General features: G+C 33.6%; 23 protein-coding genes and 1 riboswitch. Of the genes, 13 read left to right on the top strand and 10 right to left on the bottom strand.

The window, feature by feature from the left end; all coding sequences use genetic code 11:
* Positions 1–19: 19 nt before the first annotated feature.
* The 6 genes from G7A72_RS13325 to G7A72_RS13300 all read right to left on the bottom strand — a co-directional run bounded on the left by G7A72_RS13325 (position 20) and on the right by G7A72_RS13300 (position 4,296).
* Positions 20–1,291 carry a site-specific integrase gene (locus G7A72_RS13325; protein ID WP_165152808.1) on the bottom strand — a complete coding sequence of 424 codons (1,272 nt, stop codon included), beginning with the start codon at positions 1,289–1,291 and terminating at the stop codon, positions 20–22.
* Between the two features lie 282 nt (positions 1,292–1,573).
* A complete protein-coding gene (locus G7A72_RS13320) occupies positions 1,574–1,741 on the bottom strand; it encodes a hypothetical protein (protein ID WP_165152807.1) in 168 nt (55 codons plus the stop codon).
* Positions 1,742–2,088: 347 nt separating this feature from the next.
* A complete protein-coding gene (locus tag G7A72_RS13315) occupies positions 2,089–2,625 on the bottom strand; it encodes a DUF4252 domain-containing protein (protein WP_165152806.1) in 537 nt (178 codons plus the stop codon).
* A gap of 1 nt (position 2,626) precedes the next feature.
* Positions 2,627–3,130 (bottom strand): DUF4252 domain-containing protein, encoded by a 504-nt coding sequence (locus G7A72_RS13310; protein WP_241258615.1) that lies wholly within the window; start codon positions 3,128–3,130, stop codon positions 2,627–2,629.
* 172 nt (positions 3,131–3,302) lie between these two features.
* Positions 3,303–3,800 carry a hypothetical protein gene (locus tag G7A72_RS13305; RefSeq protein WP_165152804.1) on the bottom strand — a complete coding sequence of 166 codons (498 nt, stop codon included), beginning with the start codon at positions 3,798–3,800 and terminating at the stop codon, positions 3,303–3,305.
* Positions 3,787–4,296: an RNA polymerase sigma factor gene (locus tag G7A72_RS13300; protein WP_165152803.1), complete on the bottom strand. Its 510-nt coding sequence runs from the start codon at positions 4,294–4,296 to the stop codon at positions 3,787–3,789. Before G7A72_RS13300 ends, G7A72_RS13305 begins: the two co-directional genes overlap by 14 nt.
* 122 nt (positions 4,297–4,418) lie before the next feature.
* On the opposite strand from G7A72_RS13300, the gene G7A72_RS13295 reads away from it, so the two are divergent.
* Positions 4,419–5,870: a S41 family peptidase gene (locus G7A72_RS13295; RefSeq protein WP_165152802.1), complete on the top strand. Its 1,452-nt coding sequence runs from the start codon at positions 4,419–4,421 to the stop codon at positions 5,868–5,870.
* A gap of 72 nt (positions 5,871–5,942) precedes the next feature.
* Here the strand turns inward: G7A72_RS13295 and G7A72_RS13290 are convergent, their stop codons facing one another.
* On the bottom strand, positions 5,943–7,898 hold the full coding sequence (locus tag G7A72_RS13290) for a TonB-dependent siderophore receptor (RefSeq protein ID WP_241258516.1): 1,956 nt from the start codon (positions 7,896–7,898) through the stop codon (positions 5,943–5,945).
* A 99-nt stretch (positions 7,899–7,997) separates the two neighbouring features.
* Positions 7,998–8,264, bottom strand: a riboswitch (cobalamin riboswitch).
* Positions 8,265–8,353: 89 nt separating this feature from the next.
* On the opposite strand from G7A72_RS13290, the gene G7A72_RS13285 reads away from it, so the two are divergent.
* The 3 genes from G7A72_RS13285 to G7A72_RS13275 are packed head-to-tail and all read left to right on the top strand — an operon-like array spanning position 8,354 to position 11,311.
* On the top strand, positions 8,354–9,496 hold the full coding sequence (locus G7A72_RS13285) for an ABC transporter substrate-binding protein (RefSeq protein ID WP_113666302.1): 1,143 nt from the start codon (positions 8,354–8,356) through the stop codon (positions 9,494–9,496).
* Between the two features lies 1 nt (position 9,497).
* Complete coding sequence (locus G7A72_RS13280; protein ID WP_241258515.1) at positions 9,498–10,529, top strand: iron ABC transporter permease; 1,032 nt, start codon at positions 9,498–9,500, stop codon at positions 10,527–10,529.
* Positions 10,529–11,311 carry an ABC transporter ATP-binding protein gene (locus G7A72_RS13275; RefSeq protein ID WP_165152801.1) on the top strand — a complete coding sequence of 261 codons (783 nt, stop codon included), beginning with the start codon at positions 10,529–10,531 and terminating at the stop codon, positions 11,309–11,311. The genes G7A72_RS13280 and G7A72_RS13275 overlap by 1 nt, the downstream gene beginning before the upstream one ends.
* On the opposite strand, the gene G7A72_RS13270 is transcribed toward G7A72_RS13275, so the two are convergent.
* Together G7A72_RS13270 and G7A72_RS13265 are read right to left on the bottom strand one after the other, a co-directional pair.
* The gene (locus G7A72_RS13270) at positions 11,308–11,763 is read right to left on the bottom strand and encodes a tRNA (cytidine(34)-2'-O)-methyltransferase (protein WP_165152800.1); all 456 of its coding nucleotides are present in this window, start codon (positions 11,761–11,763) and stop codon (positions 11,308–11,310) included. The two genes, G7A72_RS13275 and G7A72_RS13270, sit on opposite strands and share 4 nt — an antisense overlap.
* A 56-nt stretch (positions 11,764–11,819) precedes the next feature.
* Entirely contained in the window at positions 11,820–12,395 is a 576-nt protein-coding gene (locus tag G7A72_RS13265) for a pseudouridine synthase (RefSeq protein WP_165152799.1), read from the bottom strand.
* A 168-nt stretch (positions 12,396–12,563) separates the two neighbouring features.
* Between G7A72_RS13265 and G7A72_RS13260 the strand changes: the two genes are divergently transcribed.
* From G7A72_RS13260 to G7A72_RS13240, 5 genes are all read left to right on the top strand, one after another.
* A complete protein-coding gene (locus G7A72_RS13260; protein WP_165152798.1) occupies positions 12,564–12,929 on the top strand; it encodes a hypothetical protein in 366 nt (121 codons plus the stop codon).
* Positions 12,930–13,139: 210 nt separating this feature from the next.
* Positions 13,140–14,510 (top strand): DNA recombination protein RmuC, encoded by a 1,371-nt coding sequence (gene rmuC, locus G7A72_RS13255; RefSeq protein ID WP_165152797.1) that lies wholly within the window; start codon positions 13,140–13,142, stop codon positions 14,508–14,510.
* A 7-nt stretch (positions 14,511–14,517) separates the two neighbouring features.
* The gene (locus G7A72_RS13250) at positions 14,518–14,883 is read left to right on the top strand and encodes a 6-phosphogluconate dehydrogenase (protein ID WP_165152796.1); all 366 of its coding nucleotides are present in this window, start codon (positions 14,518–14,520) and stop codon (positions 14,881–14,883) included.
* On the top strand, positions 14,884–15,429 hold the full coding sequence (locus tag G7A72_RS13245) for an acyl-CoA thioesterase (RefSeq protein ID WP_165152795.1): 546 nt from the start codon (positions 14,884–14,886) through the stop codon (positions 15,427–15,429).
* A 183-nt stretch (positions 15,430–15,612) separates the two neighbouring features.
* Positions 15,613–16,152 carry a YceI family protein gene (locus tag G7A72_RS13240; RefSeq protein ID WP_165152794.1) on the top strand — a complete coding sequence of 180 codons (540 nt, stop codon included), beginning with the start codon at positions 15,613–15,615 and terminating at the stop codon, positions 16,150–16,152.
* A 2-nt stretch (positions 16,153–16,154) separates the two neighbouring features.
* Here G7A72_RS13240 and G7A72_RS13235 read toward each other — a convergent pair whose 3' ends face one another.
* The gene (locus tag G7A72_RS13235; protein WP_165152793.1) at positions 16,155–17,069 is read right to left on the bottom strand and encodes a TIGR01777 family oxidoreductase; all 915 of its coding nucleotides are present in this window, start codon (positions 17,067–17,069) and stop codon (positions 16,155–16,157) included.
* Between the two features lie 117 nt (positions 17,070–17,186).
* On the opposite strand from G7A72_RS13235, the gene G7A72_RS13230 reads away from it, so the two are divergent.
* The 4 genes from G7A72_RS13230 to G7A72_RS13215 are packed head-to-tail and all read left to right on the top strand — an operon-like array spanning position 17,187 to position 20,567.
* On the top strand, positions 17,187–17,846 hold the full coding sequence (locus G7A72_RS13230) for a TetR family transcriptional regulator C-terminal domain-containing protein (RefSeq protein ID WP_113633479.1): 660 nt from the start codon (positions 17,187–17,189) through the stop codon (positions 17,844–17,846).
* The gene (locus G7A72_RS13225; RefSeq protein WP_113666313.1) at positions 17,846–19,153 is read left to right on the top strand and encodes an AarF/ABC1/UbiB kinase family protein; all 1,308 of its coding nucleotides are present in this window, start codon (positions 17,846–17,848) and stop codon (positions 19,151–19,153) included. The genes G7A72_RS13230 and G7A72_RS13225 overlap by 1 nt, the downstream gene beginning before the upstream one ends.
* Positions 19,153–19,287, top strand: a complete 135-nt coding sequence (locus G7A72_RS13220; protein ID WP_082014130.1) for a DUF2256 domain-containing protein — start codon at positions 19,153–19,155, stop codon at positions 19,285–19,287. The genes G7A72_RS13225 and G7A72_RS13220 overlap by 1 nt, the downstream gene beginning before the upstream one ends.
* A complete protein-coding gene (locus tag G7A72_RS13215) occupies positions 19,263–20,567 on the top strand; it encodes a DASH family cryptochrome (RefSeq protein WP_165152792.1) in 1,305 nt (434 codons plus the stop codon). The genes G7A72_RS13220 and G7A72_RS13215 overlap by 25 nt, the downstream gene beginning before the upstream one ends.
* The last annotated feature ends 3 nt before the right edge of the window (positions 20,568–20,570 follow it).

The following is a 20,570-nucleotide window of genomic DNA, read 5'->3' as shown; positions in this document are numbered from 1 at the left end:
GGTTTCACTTATTCCAGTTTTAAAAATATTTATGGGTTTCTTTTGCTAAATCTTTATTGCTTTTTCCTAAATAATTCAAAAGCATTGCTTCTGTTGTGTGTCCTGTGATATTCTTTAGCAGCGTGGTTGGAATTTTGGTATAGAAATTTGTTGCAAAACTTCTTCGGCCAATATGACTGCTAGCCAAATCGCACTTTCTGAACATTTTAGTTTCTTTTCTAAATATTCCGCTTTCTGGAGCTGTTTCGGTTAATTTACTCCCGTAAACTTCTTGTGTAAGTTCTGCAATCTCGCAAACTAATTTAATGTAATCATTATACTTCTGGCTCGATATTGCTTTTGGAAAATTTCCGTTTCTTTTACTTAGTATTTCAATTACTTTCGGGTGTAGTGGCACAGTCATTATTTTATCTGTTTTTACCTGAGTAAATTCAATAAAATTTTGACCGTCTTCAATGCGTATCATATCGGCAGTAAACCGCATAAAATCAGAAATTCTTTGAGCAGTGAAACAAGAGATTAAAAGCCAGTCCCGGGCATTTTCCAAATAGTCAGCTAATTTGCTTTTTTCAATATTTTCAATCTTTTGAAGTTCGTCAATGGTCAAATAAATATTAGTTGCTTTTTCACGCTTAAAACTTAATTTATCGAGTTCCAAACTCGTTTCAATTCCTTTGCTTCTGGCGTCTAAACAAATTGTTTTTATTTCTGCAAAATCTCTTTGAGTAGTTAATCGACTGTATTTTTCATTATCACAATAATTTTGAAATTCATTTTTGAATTGCTTATTGATATCCTTTATAAGTATTTGTTTTTTTCTATATTTTTCCAGTCTTTCTAGTTTTCGTCTTACAACTATTATTTTTCTTATCAATACATCAGTAGGACGGTTTTCCTTGTGTTTAATGTAATAGTCAAAATAATCAATTAGGTTAACCGGAATTATTTCTAGCAGCTTTTCAATTGGTGGACTGTAATAATGATCAATTTGAGTTTGGAGCCAGTTTTTTGTGATCGCTTCAGGTGTTGTTGTATTGAAACACTCTAAAATAAAATTATCAAGAGCATTACACAAATTATTTACTCGTGTCTGCTCATTACTTATGTCAATATTACCCTTGCTTTTTACTTTTCTTTGCTTTGTCCAAAAGTTTTCGGTAACTTCAATTTGAGTTTTGGCCGTCCAAATGTAGTTTGTAATATTTTCAAATGTTTTATGCGTGTGTTGAAGTCTAACTTCAAGCTTCGCTTTACTTCTAACTGAACGATATAGAAAATGTACTGTTGCCATAATACAAAAATACATAAATCTGTATTATAAAATGTAATTAAACGAAAATAAAAGTAATTATTTGTAATTACTAAAATTATAATTTATCGTCTTAAGTATTAAATTTATTGATATGTTTGCAATAAATACTGAATTCATAGACAATAGTAAGATTACACAAAAGTATTCCCACCGTGGTCACAAAACAAAATGCTTCTGAAATCGTCAAGTAAACTTGATTTTTCAGAAGCATTTTTATTTAACAAAAAAATTACTTTATAGAAATAAGAAGAATCTATCCGCTTAGTTTTGAAAAAAAAATCCTAGAGTATTTAAAAAAAACATAACCATCAAAATTCCCACAGATAAGCTTCCTATAAACAAGAAGAAAGTGCCAATGTATAAATGTAATGTATTGTATTTTTTTACAATAGTTTCATGATCACGTTTTGCTTGTACTGTTTTTTTCATTTTCTGATTTGATTATTCTGATAAGAAATATCATATAAATTTAACGCAAAACTACAGGAAATAAAAAGCTCTGACAATACCCACTTTTAGTGATTTATTTATAAAAAGCGAATTATTTTTAAGCTGGATTCAAGTTACAATTGCACTTTTTGGTTAAACATATTATTTCATGCACAAAATAAGAAGAACGCATGCACCGATTTTACAAAAGCAATTCAGTTGGGAAGTCAAAGTGCAGTAAAAACAAAAAAATGTTTTGCAATTAATTTCAAAAAAACTTTTGAACGTAACAAACAAAAAGCGTCTTGAACTTAATCAAGACGCTTCACTTTATTAGACTAACTAATTTACTTACTCATTAATTGCTGCAGCGGTTTCAGTTGTTCCAAATCAATATTAGATTGCTGCAATACACTCATCATTGTCATCACACTGGTTGGGTTCATATCTTTTCCTAAAATGCGGACTACCGCAAAACCATTTTCTTTTTTATTAGCAAAAAAAACAAATTCCTCGATGTGTTCATCGCTACCAACAAAACTTACTGAGGCACCTTCCTTGCCTGAGCCAAATTTCATCAGTTGTTGGTATTTTTTGTCCTTCAAAATCAAATCAACTTTAGCGCGTTCCGTTCCAAACTCCGCTTTGTTTTTATCATTTAATTTGAAAGCTAAAACATTCATCTTGTTAAAAGACTTTAAAGCATCATTTTGAGCCACTGATAATTTTGTTTTATCCACATTCAAAATACTGGGAGAAACATCGAGCGCAATAAAATTTTTGTTCTCTGTATTTTCTACAAAATACTTTTGCAAAGTCGGCTCCGAATTGCAGCTGATCAGGAACAAACTAAACAGCAGTAAAATTCCATATCCTGTTCTCATCTTACTTTTTACCTTTAGTTGCTTTCTTCAAGTCATCACCGCCGGGAATTCTCATCTTATCGGTAAGAATCGAAATTTCATTCAAATCGAAATTACCGGTCAACGACATCAAAACAGTATCATCATTTTTTGCACCTTCAATAAACATTAACAACTCTCTGATTTGAGAATCTGTTGCACCAGATTTTACCAAAATTTTAATGTTTCTGCCATTTTCATTCACGCGCATCAACTCTTCTAGCCCGGCTGTTTTTATATACTTCTCAGCAGTAGCCTTCATTTCGCCTTCTACCCGTGTACTTTTTGTAGTGAATACTTTTAAATTATCGAGCTTTTTTATCAAGGCTAAGTATTGTTGGGTTTCTTTATCTGAAGCATCCACTTTTACTTTACTCATTAAGTCAAACATTTTTTTATTGACTATAATTGACGTAACGTCATCTTGTCCGTCAAATTTATCAAATGCCGCTTGCGCAAAAATTGGACTCGCAATAAAAACTAACATTACGGTGATTAAAAACTTTTTAGCTGTACTTAAACGGCTGTTCTTTTGAATCTGATTTGCTGGTGTGCAAAAACTCGGATTGGGATTGATTGATTTCATTTTTTTTAATTTGTTTAGCATTATTTTAATTGATTGTAGCGTTTACGCCGTGATTATCATTATTTAAAAGCAGTTAAATACCTCTAGATTTATTTTTAGTTTTTCGGAATACTTTATTTTTTGCGATTTGATATTCTTCAATATACTTTACACTTTCTATGCCAACATTTACATTTTTTGACAATAGTGAAAGTGCTTTCTGAGTTTCTTTAAAAGCTACTTCAGGATCATCATACGTTCCTAAATCTTTACTGTTAGTCACAGGTTCCGAATTATAAAAAACATACGTTACAATTCCCATCAAAACTAAAACCGAAGCTGCAATGGAGACCCAAGCAAAATTTCGTTTTTGATTCCTATTTTCATCCTTTTGAATTTCTAACAACGGAATTTCTTGTTCAAACTGTTGTTCTTTTGCAACAGCAAAATGGTTAAATAATGCGGTATACTTTTCTAAATGTGGAGCAACCAGCTGCATCGAAAAATACTCCTGTAATTCTTTCTCTTCCGCAATTGAAGTTTCACCCTCAAAGTATTTTTCAAGTAACGCTTCTACTTTATATAATTCCATAATTATGTGTTTTTGACATGTATTCTCGTATCGTTTTTCGGGCTCTGGAAAGCGTCACTCTTATGGCACTTTCATTCATATCAAGCATTTTAGCGATTTCTTCGAACTCATATTGTTCAATATCACGAAGCTGAATGATGATTCGTTGTTGCTCCGGCAATTGACTTATACTTCTTTCAACCCAATTCAAACTATCATAATCTTCCAGTTTTTTATCTAATGCGGGTGCTGAATCCGTATAATTGGTATGAACAATTTTTAGATTTCCGGATCTTTTGGATTTCAATTGGTCTAAACAATAATTCTTTGTCATCGTCATCGCAAAAGCTTCAATACTGCTGTAACCTGCCAAAGTTCCATTTTTGCTCCATAATTTCACCAAAACTTCTTGAGTGGCATCTTCGGCTTCCTCAGTACTAACCAGCAATCGCTTGGCCAACCTGAAGACTTTGTCTTTGAATGGAGTTACCATCAGCACAAACTCATTTTGGTTCATAAAAAAATTGGTTTTTAACTGGTTATATAAGTAAGACGATTCAAAATTATTTTTGCAACATAAAAACATAAAATAAAACTAAAGTTAGTATTTTTACGTTTCTATAGTATCAAACCAAATTTATGAGAACCTACATCAAACTTACGCTTTTATTATTTATTACTGCTTTTACTGTACAAAGCTGCCAGGATAACGATGATATTGCACCGCCGGCAAGTCTAGAAATCCAAGATTTTATCTGGAAAGGAATGAATCAATATTATTTGTGGCAAGCGGATGTCCCTAACTTATCTGACGACCGTTTTACAGATCAAACAGCTTTAAACTCTTTTTTAAGAGGTTATCCAGTTCCTGAGGAATTATTTGATGCATTAAGAGTGAGTTCCTCAATAGACAGATTCAGTTGGATTGTAGATGATTATTTAGAACTAGAAGGAAGCCTTCAAGGTACTACTAAAAATAATGGTGTCGATTTTGGTTTAAGTTACAAACCTGGAAGTACAACCGAAATATTTGGTTACGTTAGATATATTATTGAAAATTCCGATGCTGCTACAAAAAACATCAAACGTGGTGATTTTTTCACTGCTGTCAATGGAACGCAACTGACCGTTAGTAATTATCAATCCTTACTTTTTGGTTCAAACGAAAATTACACGCTAAATCTTGCAGATTTTAACGGAAATGCAATTGTTGGGAACGGAAAATCAGTTTCTCTTACAAAAACAGTATTAACTGAAAATCCAATTTTAGTCAATAAAGTAATTACTTCAGGTGCCCACAAAATTGGATATCTTATGTATAATGGCTTTTACGCTAATTTTGACACACAATTAAATGATGCTTTTGGTCAATTAAAAACACAAGGAATTACTGAATTAGTTTTAGATTTAAGATACAATGGTGGTGGTTCTGTGCAAACTGCAACACGATTAGCAAGTATGATTACCGGACAATTTACAGGGAAAGTCTTTGCTAAACAACAATGGAATAAAAAAATTAATGATTATTTCGAAGCTGAAAATCCGGATGCTTTGTACAACTATTTTACAGATAAGATAGGAAGCACAGCAATCAACAGTTTGAACCTGACTAAAGTTTATATTCTTACTAGTGCAAGCTCAGCATCAGCAAGTGAATTAGTAATCAATGGATTAGAACCACATATCAACGTAATCCAAATTGGAGATGTAACGGTGGGAAAAAATGTTGGATCAGTTACTCTTTATGATTCCCCTACTTTTGGTTCAGAAAACAGAAATCCTAAGCACAAATATGCCATGCAGCCAATTGTATTGAAAATTGTCAATTCCGTTGGTTTTGGAGATTATTTCAACGGATTGCAACCTGATTTTCTACAAAAAGAGACCATAAGTACCTATGGGATTCTTGGCGACGCTGCAGAACCTCTATTAAGCACAGCAATTGCAAAAATTACTGGAACTGGTAGAATGACTAAACAAAGCTTAGGAAAAGAATTTGAATTTTTTACTGATGCAAAAGCAGCAAAAGGAATCCAAAATCAAATGTACATAGAGAAAGCACCGGAAGGACTTTTGAAAGCATTGGAATAATAACAATAACTCTTACAAACAAAAAAAGGCTTTCATAACTGAAAGCCTTTTTTTATTAATGGAAATTCCGAATTACAATTTGATATTCATACCCAATTTAAAATTCCTTCCTAAAGTATTATACCCAACGTTTTCAACAAAATCAGCGTTCAAAATATTGCTAACCGCTCCAAAAACGGACAATCTATTTTTCACTAATTCATAACGAACGGACGAATTTACTAACTGATATGAGTCTAAAACAATATTCTGTGTAGCAAAAGTAGCTCCGTCAAAAAAAGCATCATTTCTACTGTCTACATATTGATAATCTACATTAAAAAACAATCGGTCATTGATTTGAAAATCCAAAGCTGAATTTACTTTATGTTTTGGAATCAAGCGATCCAGCGCTTTATCTACTTGTGTAAACGTATAATTTGAATTCCATTTGATTTTTTCGCTCAAAGCAAAAGATAACTCGGTTTCTACTCCTTTTGCTTTATTCATTCCGTCTATATTTATGTAGTTCGAATCGAAAGTTACAGGATTGAAATAAAATCCAATGAAATTAGTTTGCTCACGGTAAAAAGCAACAGCATTCAATTTGATTTTTTTATCTAAAAAATGCGTCTCAAAACCTGCTTCCACAGTTCTATTTTTCTCCGGTGTCAAATCCGCATTTCCATATTCAGAATACAATTGGTACAAACTTGGCGTTACAAAAGCGGTGCTGTAAGAAGCCAAAATCTTCAACGGAACCAATTTAAAATCATAAGAAGGATTCACATTATAAACCAATTGATTTCCATATTGACTGTGAATATTCAATCGCGCACCAGCATTAAGATTCAATCCAAAATCCGTGGAAAGAACTCCAGTAATGTAAGGATCAATCATATTGAATTTAGTCGCTTCCTTCAAATTTCCACCAAAAGGAGTGATACTGTTCATATCATGAAACTGATATTGTGCTCCGGCAACAAGAAAAAACGAATCTGAAAATTCGTATTTATTAAAACCATCAACGTTGACACTTCGGGATTCATACTCTGAAAACCCTGGTTTATTGGAATAAAAATCGAAATCGTTGTACGTTCGAACAATTTTGTTAAAGCTGGAATTCAAAACAAATTCCCCTTTAGAATATTTGTATTTTGGCAAAAAGCCAAAACGAAATTGTTCTGATTCAGTTGAATTCAAATTGGTATCATTTGCACCGGTATTATCAAACGATGCATCATAATCGGAACTTATTTTATCATAATTACCAAAGAAATCTAATGTCAATTTATCCGTTGCTTTATACCCTAACTTCGCCAGATAATTGATTCTGGAAAAACGATCTTCTTCATAATTATCCGTAGGATTCACAGGAGCAATCTGTGACATTCCGCTTATTTCAGTACTGTTCAACGACGCAAAATAATTTACTTTATTCGCATTTCCGTTAACCGAAAAACCTTGATTATAATTCTGAGCGCTAGTTTTGTCAGTATTTGCGGTATTATTGGTTCCCACATTTACATATGCATTACCTTCAATAGCTTTCTTGCCTGATTTTTTCAAAGTAATATTAATTACTCCTGTTCCGGCACCTGAACCATACAACGTACTCGATGCACCTTTCATAATTTCAACGCTTTCTACCTGCTCCACCGGAAGCAAACGCAAATCATACTCAAAACTAATTCCTGAAGCATCATTCATCGGAATTCCATCAATAAGAATCAACACTTGATTGTTTTTTCCACCTCGAATGTAGTACCCTAAATTTTTTCCGGCAGCGCTTTGGTTCCCGTTAATTTCTACACCTGCAACAGAACTTAAGACATTTGCAAGGCTTTGTCCGGCTTTGTTTTTCAAATCCTCAGCAGTAATTTTAGTGATTACTTTTCCTGATTTTTCTTTTGCCAAAGCAAATTTGGAGTCGGAAACTACCACTTCTTTCAATTCATCTTGAGAGGAAATAGTTTCATTTTGTTGCGCAAAAGCACAGCTTGTCATTAGTACGCATAACGCACTAATACGAACGATTTTTTTGTTCATTTTAATTAAACATTTAGTAACAGCAATTTTCTGTTACATGACTAAAAATGGGGAGAAAAGCATAGAATTACCCATACCCAAACCTTTTTTCCCGAAAGTTTGATACTCGATGTAATAGGCAGGTCTCCTGGCTTGCGTCTTGTTGTTTACCTTCCCATTCGCGTTGACGAACAGTGGTTTTGTAGATAACAACAAGCTTGATAGCTTACAGTTGCGGGTACAGCGTGAGATTTTTGAATTTGGATTTATGAAAATTGATAACAGATTTTAAATCTGAAATCAAAAATCGTTAATCAACAATTTTCAATCACTCTCTTCCCTTTTAATGCTGGTTTGAAAAAACAAAACAACAACCTCATTACGGGTGCAAATATAGCTTTATGATTGGAATAAAAAATAAAATTTGATTTTTAAAACGGATTAAATATACCTTTGCAGTTCTCGAAAAACATGTTATGAAATCTTTTTTATTACCATTTACGCTCTTTTTATTTGTAATTTCCATTGGTGGATGTAAACAAAATGACAAAACTCGTACTGCCAGAATTACAGCCTCTACTAATGAAATTCAATATGCCGAAGGATTAGAAATTTACAAATACCAAGGGTATTCTGTCGTAAAAGTTACCCGACCTTGGCCTGAAGCCAAAGAAAGTTTCACTTATGTTTTACAAGAAAAAAACAGCATTATTCCCGACAGTTTGAAGCAGTTTTCCATCATTCCCGTGCCAATACAATCCATTGTTGTTACCTCAACCACGCATATTCCGGCTCTTGAAATGTTAGGTGTAGAAAACACTTTAGTTGGTTTCCCAAACACTGATTACATTTCCTCTGAAAAAACCAGAAAACGCATTGATTCCGGAAATATTAGAGAAGTAGGAACGAACGAAACTCTAAATACCGAGGTTCTAATTGATATGGCTCCAAATGTCATTGTCAGTTTTGGTTTAAATGATAGTAATCCAACTCTTGATAATCTTCAAAAAAGTGGTTTGAAAGTACTTTTGAATGGCGATTGGGCTGAACAATCCCCACTTGGAAAAGCGGAATGGATTAAGTTTTTTGGGGCCTTGTATGGATTAGATTCCAAAGCAAATACCATCTTCTCCGAAATCGAAAAAGAATATACAAACACTTTGGCTTTAGCCAAAAAAGCAACATCAAAACCTACTGTTCTAAGCGGTGCAATGTTTCAAGATCAATGGTACGTGCCGCAAGGAGAGAGTTGGGCTTCGCTGTTTCTAAAAGATGCACAATCTAATTATTTGTGGGCTGACACAAAGGGAACCGGCAGTTTGCCATTGCCTTTTGAAAAAATTCTAGAGAAAGCGCAAAATGCTGAATATTGGATTGCTCCTGGAGATTTTTCTTCGTTGAAACAAATGAGTGACAGCAATCCGCATTATAGTGAATTTGCCTCTTTTAAAAATAAAAAAGTATATTCGTACGGTATCAATAAAGGAGCTAAAGGTGGGATTTTATATTTTGAATGGTCTCCTACCCGACCTGATTGGGTTTTGAAAGATTTAATTACAATTTTTCATCCTGAATTGTTGCCCAATCATAAACTTTTTTTCTTTCAGAAATTAGAATAAATTGACTAAAACTAACCGAAATACAGTGCTTTTCATCATCCTAACCTTTGGGATGCTATTTTTGTTTGTCATAAATATCAGTTTAGGTTCTGTTGCCATTCCTGTGAAAGAAGTGTTTAGGAGTCTAACTGGGGGAATCGCAAGTAAAGAAACTTGGGAATACATCCTTATCAACTATCGCTTACCGAAAGCTATTGCTGCTATTCTTGTTGGAATGGGGTTATCCATAAGCGGCTTATTAATGCAAACACTGTTTAGAAATCCGCTGGCAGGACCTTATGTATTAGGTTTGAGTTCTGGAGCCAGTTTAGGTGTTGCAACTGTTATTTTAGGCGCAGCGCTGTTACCGCCTTTTTTAGCAACACTTTTACTTTCTTCTTACGGAATTATTTTGGCCTCCAGTTTAGGAAGCTTCACCGTTTTGCTGGCTGTTTTAGCCGTTTCCCATCGATTACGGGACACTATGGCCATCTTAATTGTAGGCCTTATGTTTGGGAGTTTAACCAGTGCCATTGTTGGTACGCTGACGTATTTCAGCACCGCCGAACAATTACAGAAATTCACATTCTGGTCACTTGGAAATCTTGGTAATTTATCATGGACCTCCATTTCTCTTTTAACCATCTGCGTAGTCATTGGATTATTACTGAGTTTATTTAGCATCAAGCCGTTGAACTCATTACTTCTGGGTGAAAATTATGCCAAAAGTTTGGGGTTAAATTATAAAAAATCACGACTGATTATCATTTTTGCCACCAGTATTTTGGCCGGAAGCATCACTGCTTTTGCAGGTCCAATTGCTTTTATTGGATTAGCAGTTCCTCATATTGCAAAGCTAGTTTTTCAGACGAGCAATCACACAATTTTATTTTGGAGTACTATACTTTTTGGGGCGATTATCATGCTCATTTGCGACAGTATTTCGCAACTTCCCGGCAGTGATTTGACGTTACCAATCAATGCCGTAACTTCTATTTTTGGAGCTCCGATTGTAATTTGGTTATTAATTAGGAAACGCAAAATGATGGGATAATGGAAAATAAAATCATCTTACAGGGTTCACAAATCAGCATTGGTTATTCTCATAAAAAAGAAAAAACCATTGTTGCTTCTAACATTGATATTTGTTTAGAAAATGGAAAACTTATTGCTTTAATCGGTGCCAACGGTATTGGTAAATCGACACTTTTGCGAACCATAACAGGCATTCAAAAACCAATTTCAGGAACTGTTTTACTCAATGGTCAAAACATTCAAGAAATAGACGCTTTGACATTGGCACAAAATCTAAGTGTAGTTCTCACCGAAAAATTGCCTCCAAGCAACTTGACAGTTTTTGAACTCATTGCTTTGGGAAGACAACCGTACACAAACTGGATTGGAAAATTAACTTCTGAAGACATCGCAAAAGTAAATGAAGCAATAGAATTGACTCAAATTAGTCATCTAGCTGCTAAAAGACACTACGAAATCAGCGACGGACAATTACAAATAGTCTTAATTGCACGAGCTTTGGCGCAAGACACACCGTTAATTATTTTGGATGAACCCACAACTCACTTGGATTTGCTGCATAAAGTGGTATTGTTTAAATTACTGAAAAAACTCACTCAGGAAACTCAAAAATGCATTTTATTCTCCACTCACGATATCGACATGGCGATACAATTGAGTGATGAAATGATCATTATGACTCCCGAAAATATAGTTCAGGATCAACCGTGTAATTTGATTCTAAAAGGAACTTTTAATACGCTTTTTAAAGACGAGCATATTATTTTTGACGCGTCCAAAGGGAAATTTGTAATTTCTTAAAGTTTCAATCCTATTTGTCGTTTTGCTTCGCCAATGACAAACGCTACCGAATTAGCGATATTGAAACTTCTTATCAACGGTGACATTGGAATGGTAAGATGATTGGGAAATTCATTTAAAACGACTTCGCTCAAACCCTTACTTTCTTTTCCAAAAACCAACCAATCTCCATCTTGAAAATCAGTCTCCAGATATGATTTTTTGGCATGGGAACTCATTAGAAAAACACGAGATAAATCAGGAATTTGGGATTTCCACTCCGATACATTTTGATATTCGGTCACATCGAGATGCACCCAATAATCCAAACCGGAACGTTTCAGGTTTTTATCATTGATGACAAATCCAAAAGGATGAATTAAGTGCAGACGGCTTTCGCTACCTACGCACAATCGGCCAATATTTCCGGTATTATTTGGTATTTCAGGTTCTACTAAAACGATGTTTAACATTTTGTACTTTATTAAAAGATTGAAAAATTAAAAGATTAAAAAATTCGTACTACCTTTTAAATTTCTATTTGAAAATTTTCTACTTCAATTACTTCTCCAGCCTGCAGATCATTAAGATGCACATTTCCTATTCGAACACGAACCAAGCGCAACGTAGGAAAACCAACAGCAGCGGTCATTTTTCGGACTTGACGAAACTTCCCTTCATTCACCGTAATCGAAGCCCAAGAGGTTGGACCGTGACGTTCATCCCGAATTTTTTTACCTCTAGCACCAAAAGCAGGAATTTCATCTACTAAAGAAGCTTTACAGGTTTTTGTAATATACTTGGTTCCGTTAAAACCTATTTCAACTCCTTTTTGCAACTGCTCAATCGCCTCCTGATGAATCATGCCATCGACTTGTACATAATATTCTTTATCGACTTTTTTACTTCTAATGATTTCGCTCATCATTCCATCTGTGGTCAACAACAACAATCCTTCGGAATCTTCGTCAAGGCGGCCTATCGCCATCGTTCCTTTGGGAAAATCATGCAATTCACCAAGTAATTTCTTTTTTCGTTTCAGCTCATAAATAAACTGACTTAAATACCCGTAAGGCTTATGGATGATGAAGTGCGAATGGGACATTGTATTTGTTTTAAAGATGGCAAAGATAGTTTTGTTTTCGCTGGATTTAAAACTGTCAAACCAAACATTTATAAGTAGAAACAAAAACCTATGTTAAAAATTCGATTATTCAACATTAATGGCGTAATATTATAGGAGTTATTAGTAATAATTTTAAAATTACAGAATATGGAAAACAATGATTTAGGTTCAAAAAAGACGAATAACAAGCAAAATATAAACGAAGGATTTAGCGGTGAGAACTTGGCCAAAAATAATAATCCGGAGTCAACCAATTTGAAATCAGAAGTTGAAACTGACAACCACGGAAATCAAAAAATTGTTCAAAGGGCAAGAAATATAGATGGAACTTTAGAACAAAATGATGCCGCTACTTCTGAGAATTTAAAGTCAGACGTGGAGCAAGTTCCTGAAGAACAGGCAAAAAAGATGGTAGAAAACAAAGATCATAACTCGGATATTACCCCAAATCGATATCCAAACGAACACCCTGATAATAAGGAAGACCGAGGGAACATAAAACTGGATGAATAAAAATTCCATCTATTTAAAAGGCCAATATGAAAACTAATTCATATTGGCCTTTTTTTTATTTACAAATCACTAAAACACACAAATTAAAAGAACAATTAATACCTAAAACCTCCAAATTCATAAATACTAAAACTTCCATTACTATTTTGCTTTCTAAAAGGAAACCAAAAAACTTTTGTTTATTTTTACAACCTTACAAAAACAAATTCTATGTCAAATATGCTTCCGTTTTTATTGATTTTTATCGTTGCACTCGCCATTGGTATTTTTATTGGAAAACTCATTTTCTCTGCTAGATTCCAATCCGAAAAAATTAGTTTAGAAGAAAAACTTATTGCATTTTCCTCCCAGTTCAATCAGCTGAAAGAGCAGATTATTTCTGATAAAACAACTTTCGAAAAGCAATTAGAAAACGTCAACATTGAAAAAGAAAATATTAGAAGCGAAAAAGACAGCTTAGCAATCCAACTTTCAAAAAAGGAAGTTGATTTTGAGAATCTTTGGGAACGCAACAAAGAGCAAAAAGAAGAAGTTGAGAAACTACAGGAAAAATTCACTAAAGAATTTGAGAATCTCGCCAACAAAATATTAGACGAAAAATCCAATAAATTTACAGAACAGAACAAGGAGAATATGAAAAACATCCTGACTCCATTGCAGGATAAAATTCATTTGTTCGAAAAGAAAGTTGAAGATACTCACAAAGAAAGCATTGATTATCATGCGGCTTTGCGCCAACAAATTCTGGGTTTACGAGAAATGAATATCCAGATGAGTAAAGAAACTATCAACCTGACCAAGGCTCTGAAAGGTGACAGCAAGATGCAAGGAAATTGGGGCGAACTAGTTTTGGAACGCGTTCTTGAAAAATCAGGATTAGAGAAAGGTCGTGAATACGAAGTACAACAAGCGTTCACAACCGAAGATGGAAATCGCGTTTTTCCAGACGTTGTTATCAATCTACCTGACGGTAAAAAGATGATTGTCGATTCTAAAGTCTCTCTGACAGCTTACGAGAAATACATCAATGAGGAAGATGATATTTTAAAAATAAACTATTTAAAAGAACACGTCAATTCCATCAAACGCCATGTTGAGCAATTAGGAAGTAAAAATTATCATGATTTGTACCAAATAGAAAGTCCTGATTTTGTACTGTTATTTATCCCTATAGAACCCGCTTTTGCAATGGCGCTTAATGAAGATACAAGTTTGTACAACAAAGCATTCGAAAAAAACATTGTCATTGTTACACCTGCGACTTTATTAGCTACTTTGCGAACGATTGACAGCATGTGGACCAACCAAAAACAACAAGAAAACGCACTCGAAATTGCGCGTCAAGCCGGCGCTTTGTATGATAAATTTGAAGGTTTTGTGGCAGATTTAATCAAAATCGGTAAAAAAATTGACGAAAGCAAAACAGAATACAGCGGCGCAATGAATAAACTCGTGGAAGGAAAAGGAAACCTGATTGTAAGTGTCGAAAAATTGAAAAAAATGGGAGCTAAAGCCAAGAAAGCACTCCCAGAAAGCATATTAAATCGAGCAGAAAAAGATGAAAATCAACTTTTAAATTAAACAGAAAATGAGAAAATTTTTAATGGTTATCAGTGCCATAGTCGTCTTATCTATTGTAGCTTATTTTACTTTTTTATACAACGCCACATACAGCGAAGGAGTTCGTTCGGGCGAACTAATAAAGGTGAGTAATAAAGGAGTAGCTTTCAAAACATGGGAAGGCGAAATAAGCCAAGGCATTTCAGGAGCACAAATCTTTTCTTTTTCGGTACTAGATAGCGAAGAAAAAGTAATTGCTGACCTGCAAGAATTCGAAGGGCAATACGTGCAGGTAAATTATGTGGAACGTTACCGTACCTTTCCTTGGTGGGGCGATACTCGTTATTTTATTACCGATGTCAAAAAAGTAAATTCTCCATTTAAAATAAAGTAGATGAATCGCACTTTTAAAACCGTAGCTTCCTCAGACATTAGTATTTCCGAGTTAATGTTGCCTTCCAATACGAATTTCAGCGGTAAAATACATGGTGGATATATCTTATCTTTACTGGATCAAATCGCGTTTGCTTGTGCCTCAAAATTTTCCGGAAACTATTGTGTAACTGCCTCCGTAGACACCGTAAATTTCTTAAAACCTATCGAAGTCGGGGAATTGGTAACAATGAAAGCTAGTGTAAACTTCGTAGGAAACAGTTCAATGATTGTGGGTATCCGAGTGGAAGCCGAGAATATTCAGACTGGAAAAATCAAACATTGCAACTCTTCTTATTTCACAATGGTCGCCAAAGATAGTGAAGGCAAAAGCACTCCAGTGCCCGGTTTAATTCTTTCTAACATGAATGATGTGCGCCGCTATTTTAACTGTATCAAGCAAGTTTCACTGAAAAAAGAACAAAACATTCATGAAGAAGTATTTGATTACACTTCGGAAGAATCATTAGAAAGTTTAAAAAAGTATAATGTAAAGTTAGAACTATAAACGCAACGAAATTTATGATTAGAGGAAAGCAGTACTACACTTTTTTTATAAGTATAATTTCATTGTAATTTCTGATTTAAAAAATCCTTTACAATTAACTAAACCCCAAAATTTTTCATTAGGTAGTTACTTCGGTTTCCACTATTTTTTTGTAACTTTAAGTAATTTAATTCATAAATCATTATGAAAAAAATTACTCAAATAGTGCTAATTTTGATTGCAATTACTGCTACGGCCCAAGAAAAAATGGTGTCATACATGGGGATTACAAATTTTGAGGCTTCCATTCCCTTATTTGAAGAAGTAAAAGCAATAAATGAAAAAACAACCTGTATTTTAATACTAAAAACGGGCGATATCGCTTGTTGGATCAACATCAAAGATTTTAAATTTAAAAGAGATTTGATGCAAGAGCATTTCAATAAAAACTACATGGAAAGCAACCGTTTTCCAAGAGCAGTTTTTAAAGGAAAAATTGATAAATTTGATTTAAAAAAACTTACCACTACCAATAATCAATATCAAATTACCGGAAAAATGACGATTCGTGGACGAACTAAAAAAATTGTAATCAACGGAACTCTGAAAAAAGTGGATAAAGGGATAGAACTTTATTCCACCTTTCCTTTAAACACAGATGATTTTAATATAGAAATTCCTTTTATTGTCCGTAGTAAAATATCAAAAAACGTAAACACTCAAATTATTTGTGTCTTAGAATAGTTCTATTTTGTTAAACAATTTCTTATTGCTTCTTCCAAATTGTTAAATTTAAATTTAAAACCGGTTTGTTCCATTTTATCTGAGGAAACTCTTCTTCCGGTCAGTACGATTTTAGCCATTTCGCCCATTACTAATTTTAAGACAAAAGCAGGCACATTAGGCAACCAAATAGAATAGCCAAAAACACGAGCCAATGTTTTTGAAAAAACGGTGTTGGTAGTATTATCACAAATAGCTGCATTATAAGGTCCTTCCATACTTGTATCTGAAATAGCTTGCAAATAAATAGCGCACAAGTCATCCACATGAACCCAAGGCATATATTGCTTCCCGGAGCCTAATGCTGAACCCAATCTATATTTGAACAAAGGAATCAGCTTCTTCAAAAAACCGTCATTTTTACCTAATACCAATCCAGTACGAATTTTCACTGTTCGGATATTCAAATTCTCAATGAAGTCAATAGAATCTTCCCATTTTTGACACGTATATCCCAAGAAATCATTTGCCGGTTTCATATTTTCCGTACAAATTTCCTCCCCATTCACAGCGCCATAAATCCCCACCGCCGAAGCAGAAATAAAAGCATCTAGTTTTTTATAATGCTTCTTTAAAACGGAATATAATAATTGAGTGGATTTTTCCCGACTATCAATTATGGCTGCTTTTCTCTTCGCAGTCCATCTTTTCTCTGCTATATTTTCACCTGCCAAATGAATAATATAATCTGCTTTCAAAATTGCTTCATCATCAATCGTCTGCTTTTCAACATCCCATTTATAATAGAAAACATCTCCTTTATTCTGTTTTTCACTCCTACTTAAGATGGAAACAGAGTATCCTTTGGCTAACAATAAAGTAGTCAAATTTCTTCCGATAAATCCCGAACCGCCGCTTATTAAAACATTCTTTTTCATAATAGTGTAAAGCTAATCATTTATAACGATATAAAATTATATTAAATTTTGTTTAACTTTATTAATATATAGTTAAACATTCACTACCTTTATACTCTAATTTGAAACACATCAAAAATGGCTACTAAAAAAACCCCAATAACAAAAGACAAAATAGTTTCTATGTACATGAATTATGTACTAGATCATAGTGAAAAACCAAAATCAGTATATCATTTTACAAAAATCAATGATTTTACGGAAACGGAATTTTATGCATTTTTTGGAACTATAGAAAGTATTGAAAAGGAAATTTTCAAAATGTTTGTAGAGAAAACTATCGATTTGCTGAACAAAAACAAGGAATACGAGATGTATGACATGAAAAGCAAAATGTTAAGTTTTTACTTTACTTTCTTCGAAATATTAACTGCTAACAGAAGTTACGTTGTACTTGTATTGCAAGAGCACAATAATCAGTTAAAAAAATTGATGCAGCTTTCCGGACTAAGAAACAGTTTCAAAAATTTCCTTACTGAAATCATTTCGGATGAATTTAGAACACAACAAGAAAAACTTCAAAATTTTCAAGAGAAAACATTTCAGGAAACGTCTTGGATTCAACTTTTATTGACACTCAAATTCTGGTTAGATGATTCATCACCTTCTTTTGAGAAAACAGATATTTATATTGAAAAATCAGTAAAAGTGACTTTTGAATTAATGAATATTGCTCCTATAGACAGCTTAATCGATTTTGGAAAATTTATTTTCAAAGAAAAAATATACAATAAGTAATGAAAACGATAGACTACATCCCTACTTCAAAAATTGAAAGGGCTACAAAATTGGTACAAACCGGTGCAAAAGTTGGCGTGAACTACTTGAAATATTACGGTGAAAAAATGGTCAATTCTGATTTGACCCGTGATAAATTAAATGAAGACAATGCTGAAGATATTTATGACGGATTGAAAAGTTTGAAAGGAAGTGCGTTGAAAGTTGCTCAAATGTTAAGCATGGACAAAAGCTTTTTGCCACAAGCTTACGTTGAAAAATTCTCGTTGTCTCAGTTCTCAGTACCGCCACTTTCGGCTCCATTGGTACTGAAAACGTTCAAGACAAATTTTGGAAAAACACCATACGAAATTTTTGATGAGTTCAATGCTGAATCAAGGAATGCTGCAAGCATTGGACAAGTGCATATTGCGGTAAAAGACGGCAAAAAACTAGCTGTAAAAATTCAATACCCTGGAGTTGCCAACAGTATTTCATCAGATTTAGCGATGGTTAAACCAATTGCGGTGAGAATGTTTAACCTTCAAGGAAAAGACTCTGATAAGTATTTTAAGGAAGTTGAAGACAAATTAGTTGAAGAAACTAATTATTTACTAGAATTAAAACAAAGCCAAGAAGTAGTTGCTGCCTGTAAAAAAATTCAAAATTTAGTATTTCCAAATTACTATCCTGAATTCTCATCAGAAAAAATCATCACGATGGATTGGATGACAGGAAAGCATCTTTCAGAATTTACTAAGCTAAATACCAACCAGGAAGTGGCCGCTAAAATTGGGCAAGCTTTATGGGATTTCTACATGTACCAAATTCATGTTTTGAAAAAAGTACACGCTGATCCACATCCTGGAAATTTCTTGGTGAATGAAGAAAATCAATTAGTGGCACTGGATTTTGGTTGTATGAAACAAATTCCAAATGATTTTTATACTCCTTATTTTGAATTGATTGATAAAAAGGTCATCAACGATACAAAATTGTTTAATGCAAAATTGTTTGAGTTAGAAATTTTACGTGTTGATGATTCGAAAGAAGAGGTAGCCTATTTCACCGAATTATTTCATGATTTATTGTCTTTGTTTACAAAACCATTTCAGGCAGAAACATTCGATTTTTCTGATGAGACTTTTTTTGAAAGTATCGCAGCATTAGGCGAACGCTTTTCAAAAGATACCAATCTTAGAAAAATGAATGGTAATCGAGGTTCAAAGCATTTCATTTATATGAACAGAACATTCTTTGGACTATACAATTTAATGTTTGATTTAAAAGCGAAAATTGTTGTGAATGAATATCAAAAATACAAGTAGTGAAGAAGGAAAATCTGCCTTCAAAAATGTGTTTGGTTTGCAACCGACCTTTTAGCTGGCGGAAAAAATGGGAAAAAGTATGGGACGAAGTCAAATATTGTAGCGAAAAATGCAAAAGAAACAAAAAGGGTTAGTTTGGTTTAGAAACGATTTGAGAGTGCATGATAATGAATCTTTGACAAATGCTATTGATGAAAATGAAACCGTAATCGCGGTGTATTTTTTTGATCCAAGGCATTTTGAGGATACTAATTTTGGATTTAAAAAAACAGAAAAGTTTCGGGCAAAGTTTTTGATTGAATCGGTAACGGCCTTGAAACAAAATTTGGAAAAATTGAATATTCCGCTTTTGGTTTATCACCAAAAACCTGAAGGTGCGATTCCCGAAATAATTACTGAAAATGAAATTGATTCGATTTACTTCCAAGAAGAATGGACGAGTGAGGAAATAAAAGTTTTAGAGAATGTAAAATCGAAAGTTTCAGATTCAGTAGCGTTCAAAAGCACGTACAATCAGTTCTTATTTCATCCTGAAGACATTCCGTTTGACATTACATCGATTCCAAATGTTTTTACACAATTCAGAAATCAGTGCGAAAAATCAACGAAAATCCGTCCTGAATTTACAGTTCAACCGATGGAGGAAGACAATTTAATTACAAATGAAACTGTGATTCCCAGCATGGAAACATTAGGTTTTACTGATTTTAAAATGGATTCTAGAACGGCGTTTCCTTTTCGTGGTGGTGAAGATGAGGCAATAAAACGATTGCAAAATTATTTTTGGGAAACCAAAAAACTAAGTGTTTATAAATTGACTCGAAACGGATTAATCGGCACTGATTTTAGTTCGAAATTCTCACCTTGGTTGGCAAACGGTTCCATTTCGGCAAAGACTATTTATTGGGAAATTATAAAATACGAACAACAAATCGGGAAAAATGAATCCACCTATTGGTTGATTTTTGAACTGATTTGGAGGGATTATTTTAAATATATATCGTTGAAAAACGGGAATTCCATTTTTAAAATCGGAGGGATTTTAGACAAAAAATACGTTTGGAAAACCAACCAATCAGCCATAAATCATTGGATAAACGGTACTACAGACGAACCATTTGTAAATGCCAATATGATTGAATTACAACAAACAGGATGTATGAGCAATCGCGGCAGACAAAACGTAGCGTCATTTTTCGCAAAAGAATTACTAATAGATTGGCGCATTGGAGCTGCCTATTTTGAAGCGATGCTAATTGATTACGATGTACACAGCAATTATGGGAATTGGATGTACGTTTCAGGAGTTGGTAACGATCCTAGAGACCGAAAATTCAATATTAAATTACAAGCGTCCAATTACGATGGACAATCAAAATTTCAGAAATTATGGTTGCAACAACAATTATTTTAAAAA

The organism is Flavobacterium sp. Sr18 (assembly GCF_011064265.1).
In the GTDB taxonomy this organism is placed as follows: domain Bacteria; phylum Bacteroidota; class Bacteroidia; order Flavobacteriales; family Flavobacteriaceae; genus Flavobacterium; species Flavobacterium petrolei.
This window is presented reverse-complemented; position numbering and strand designations above follow the sequence as displayed.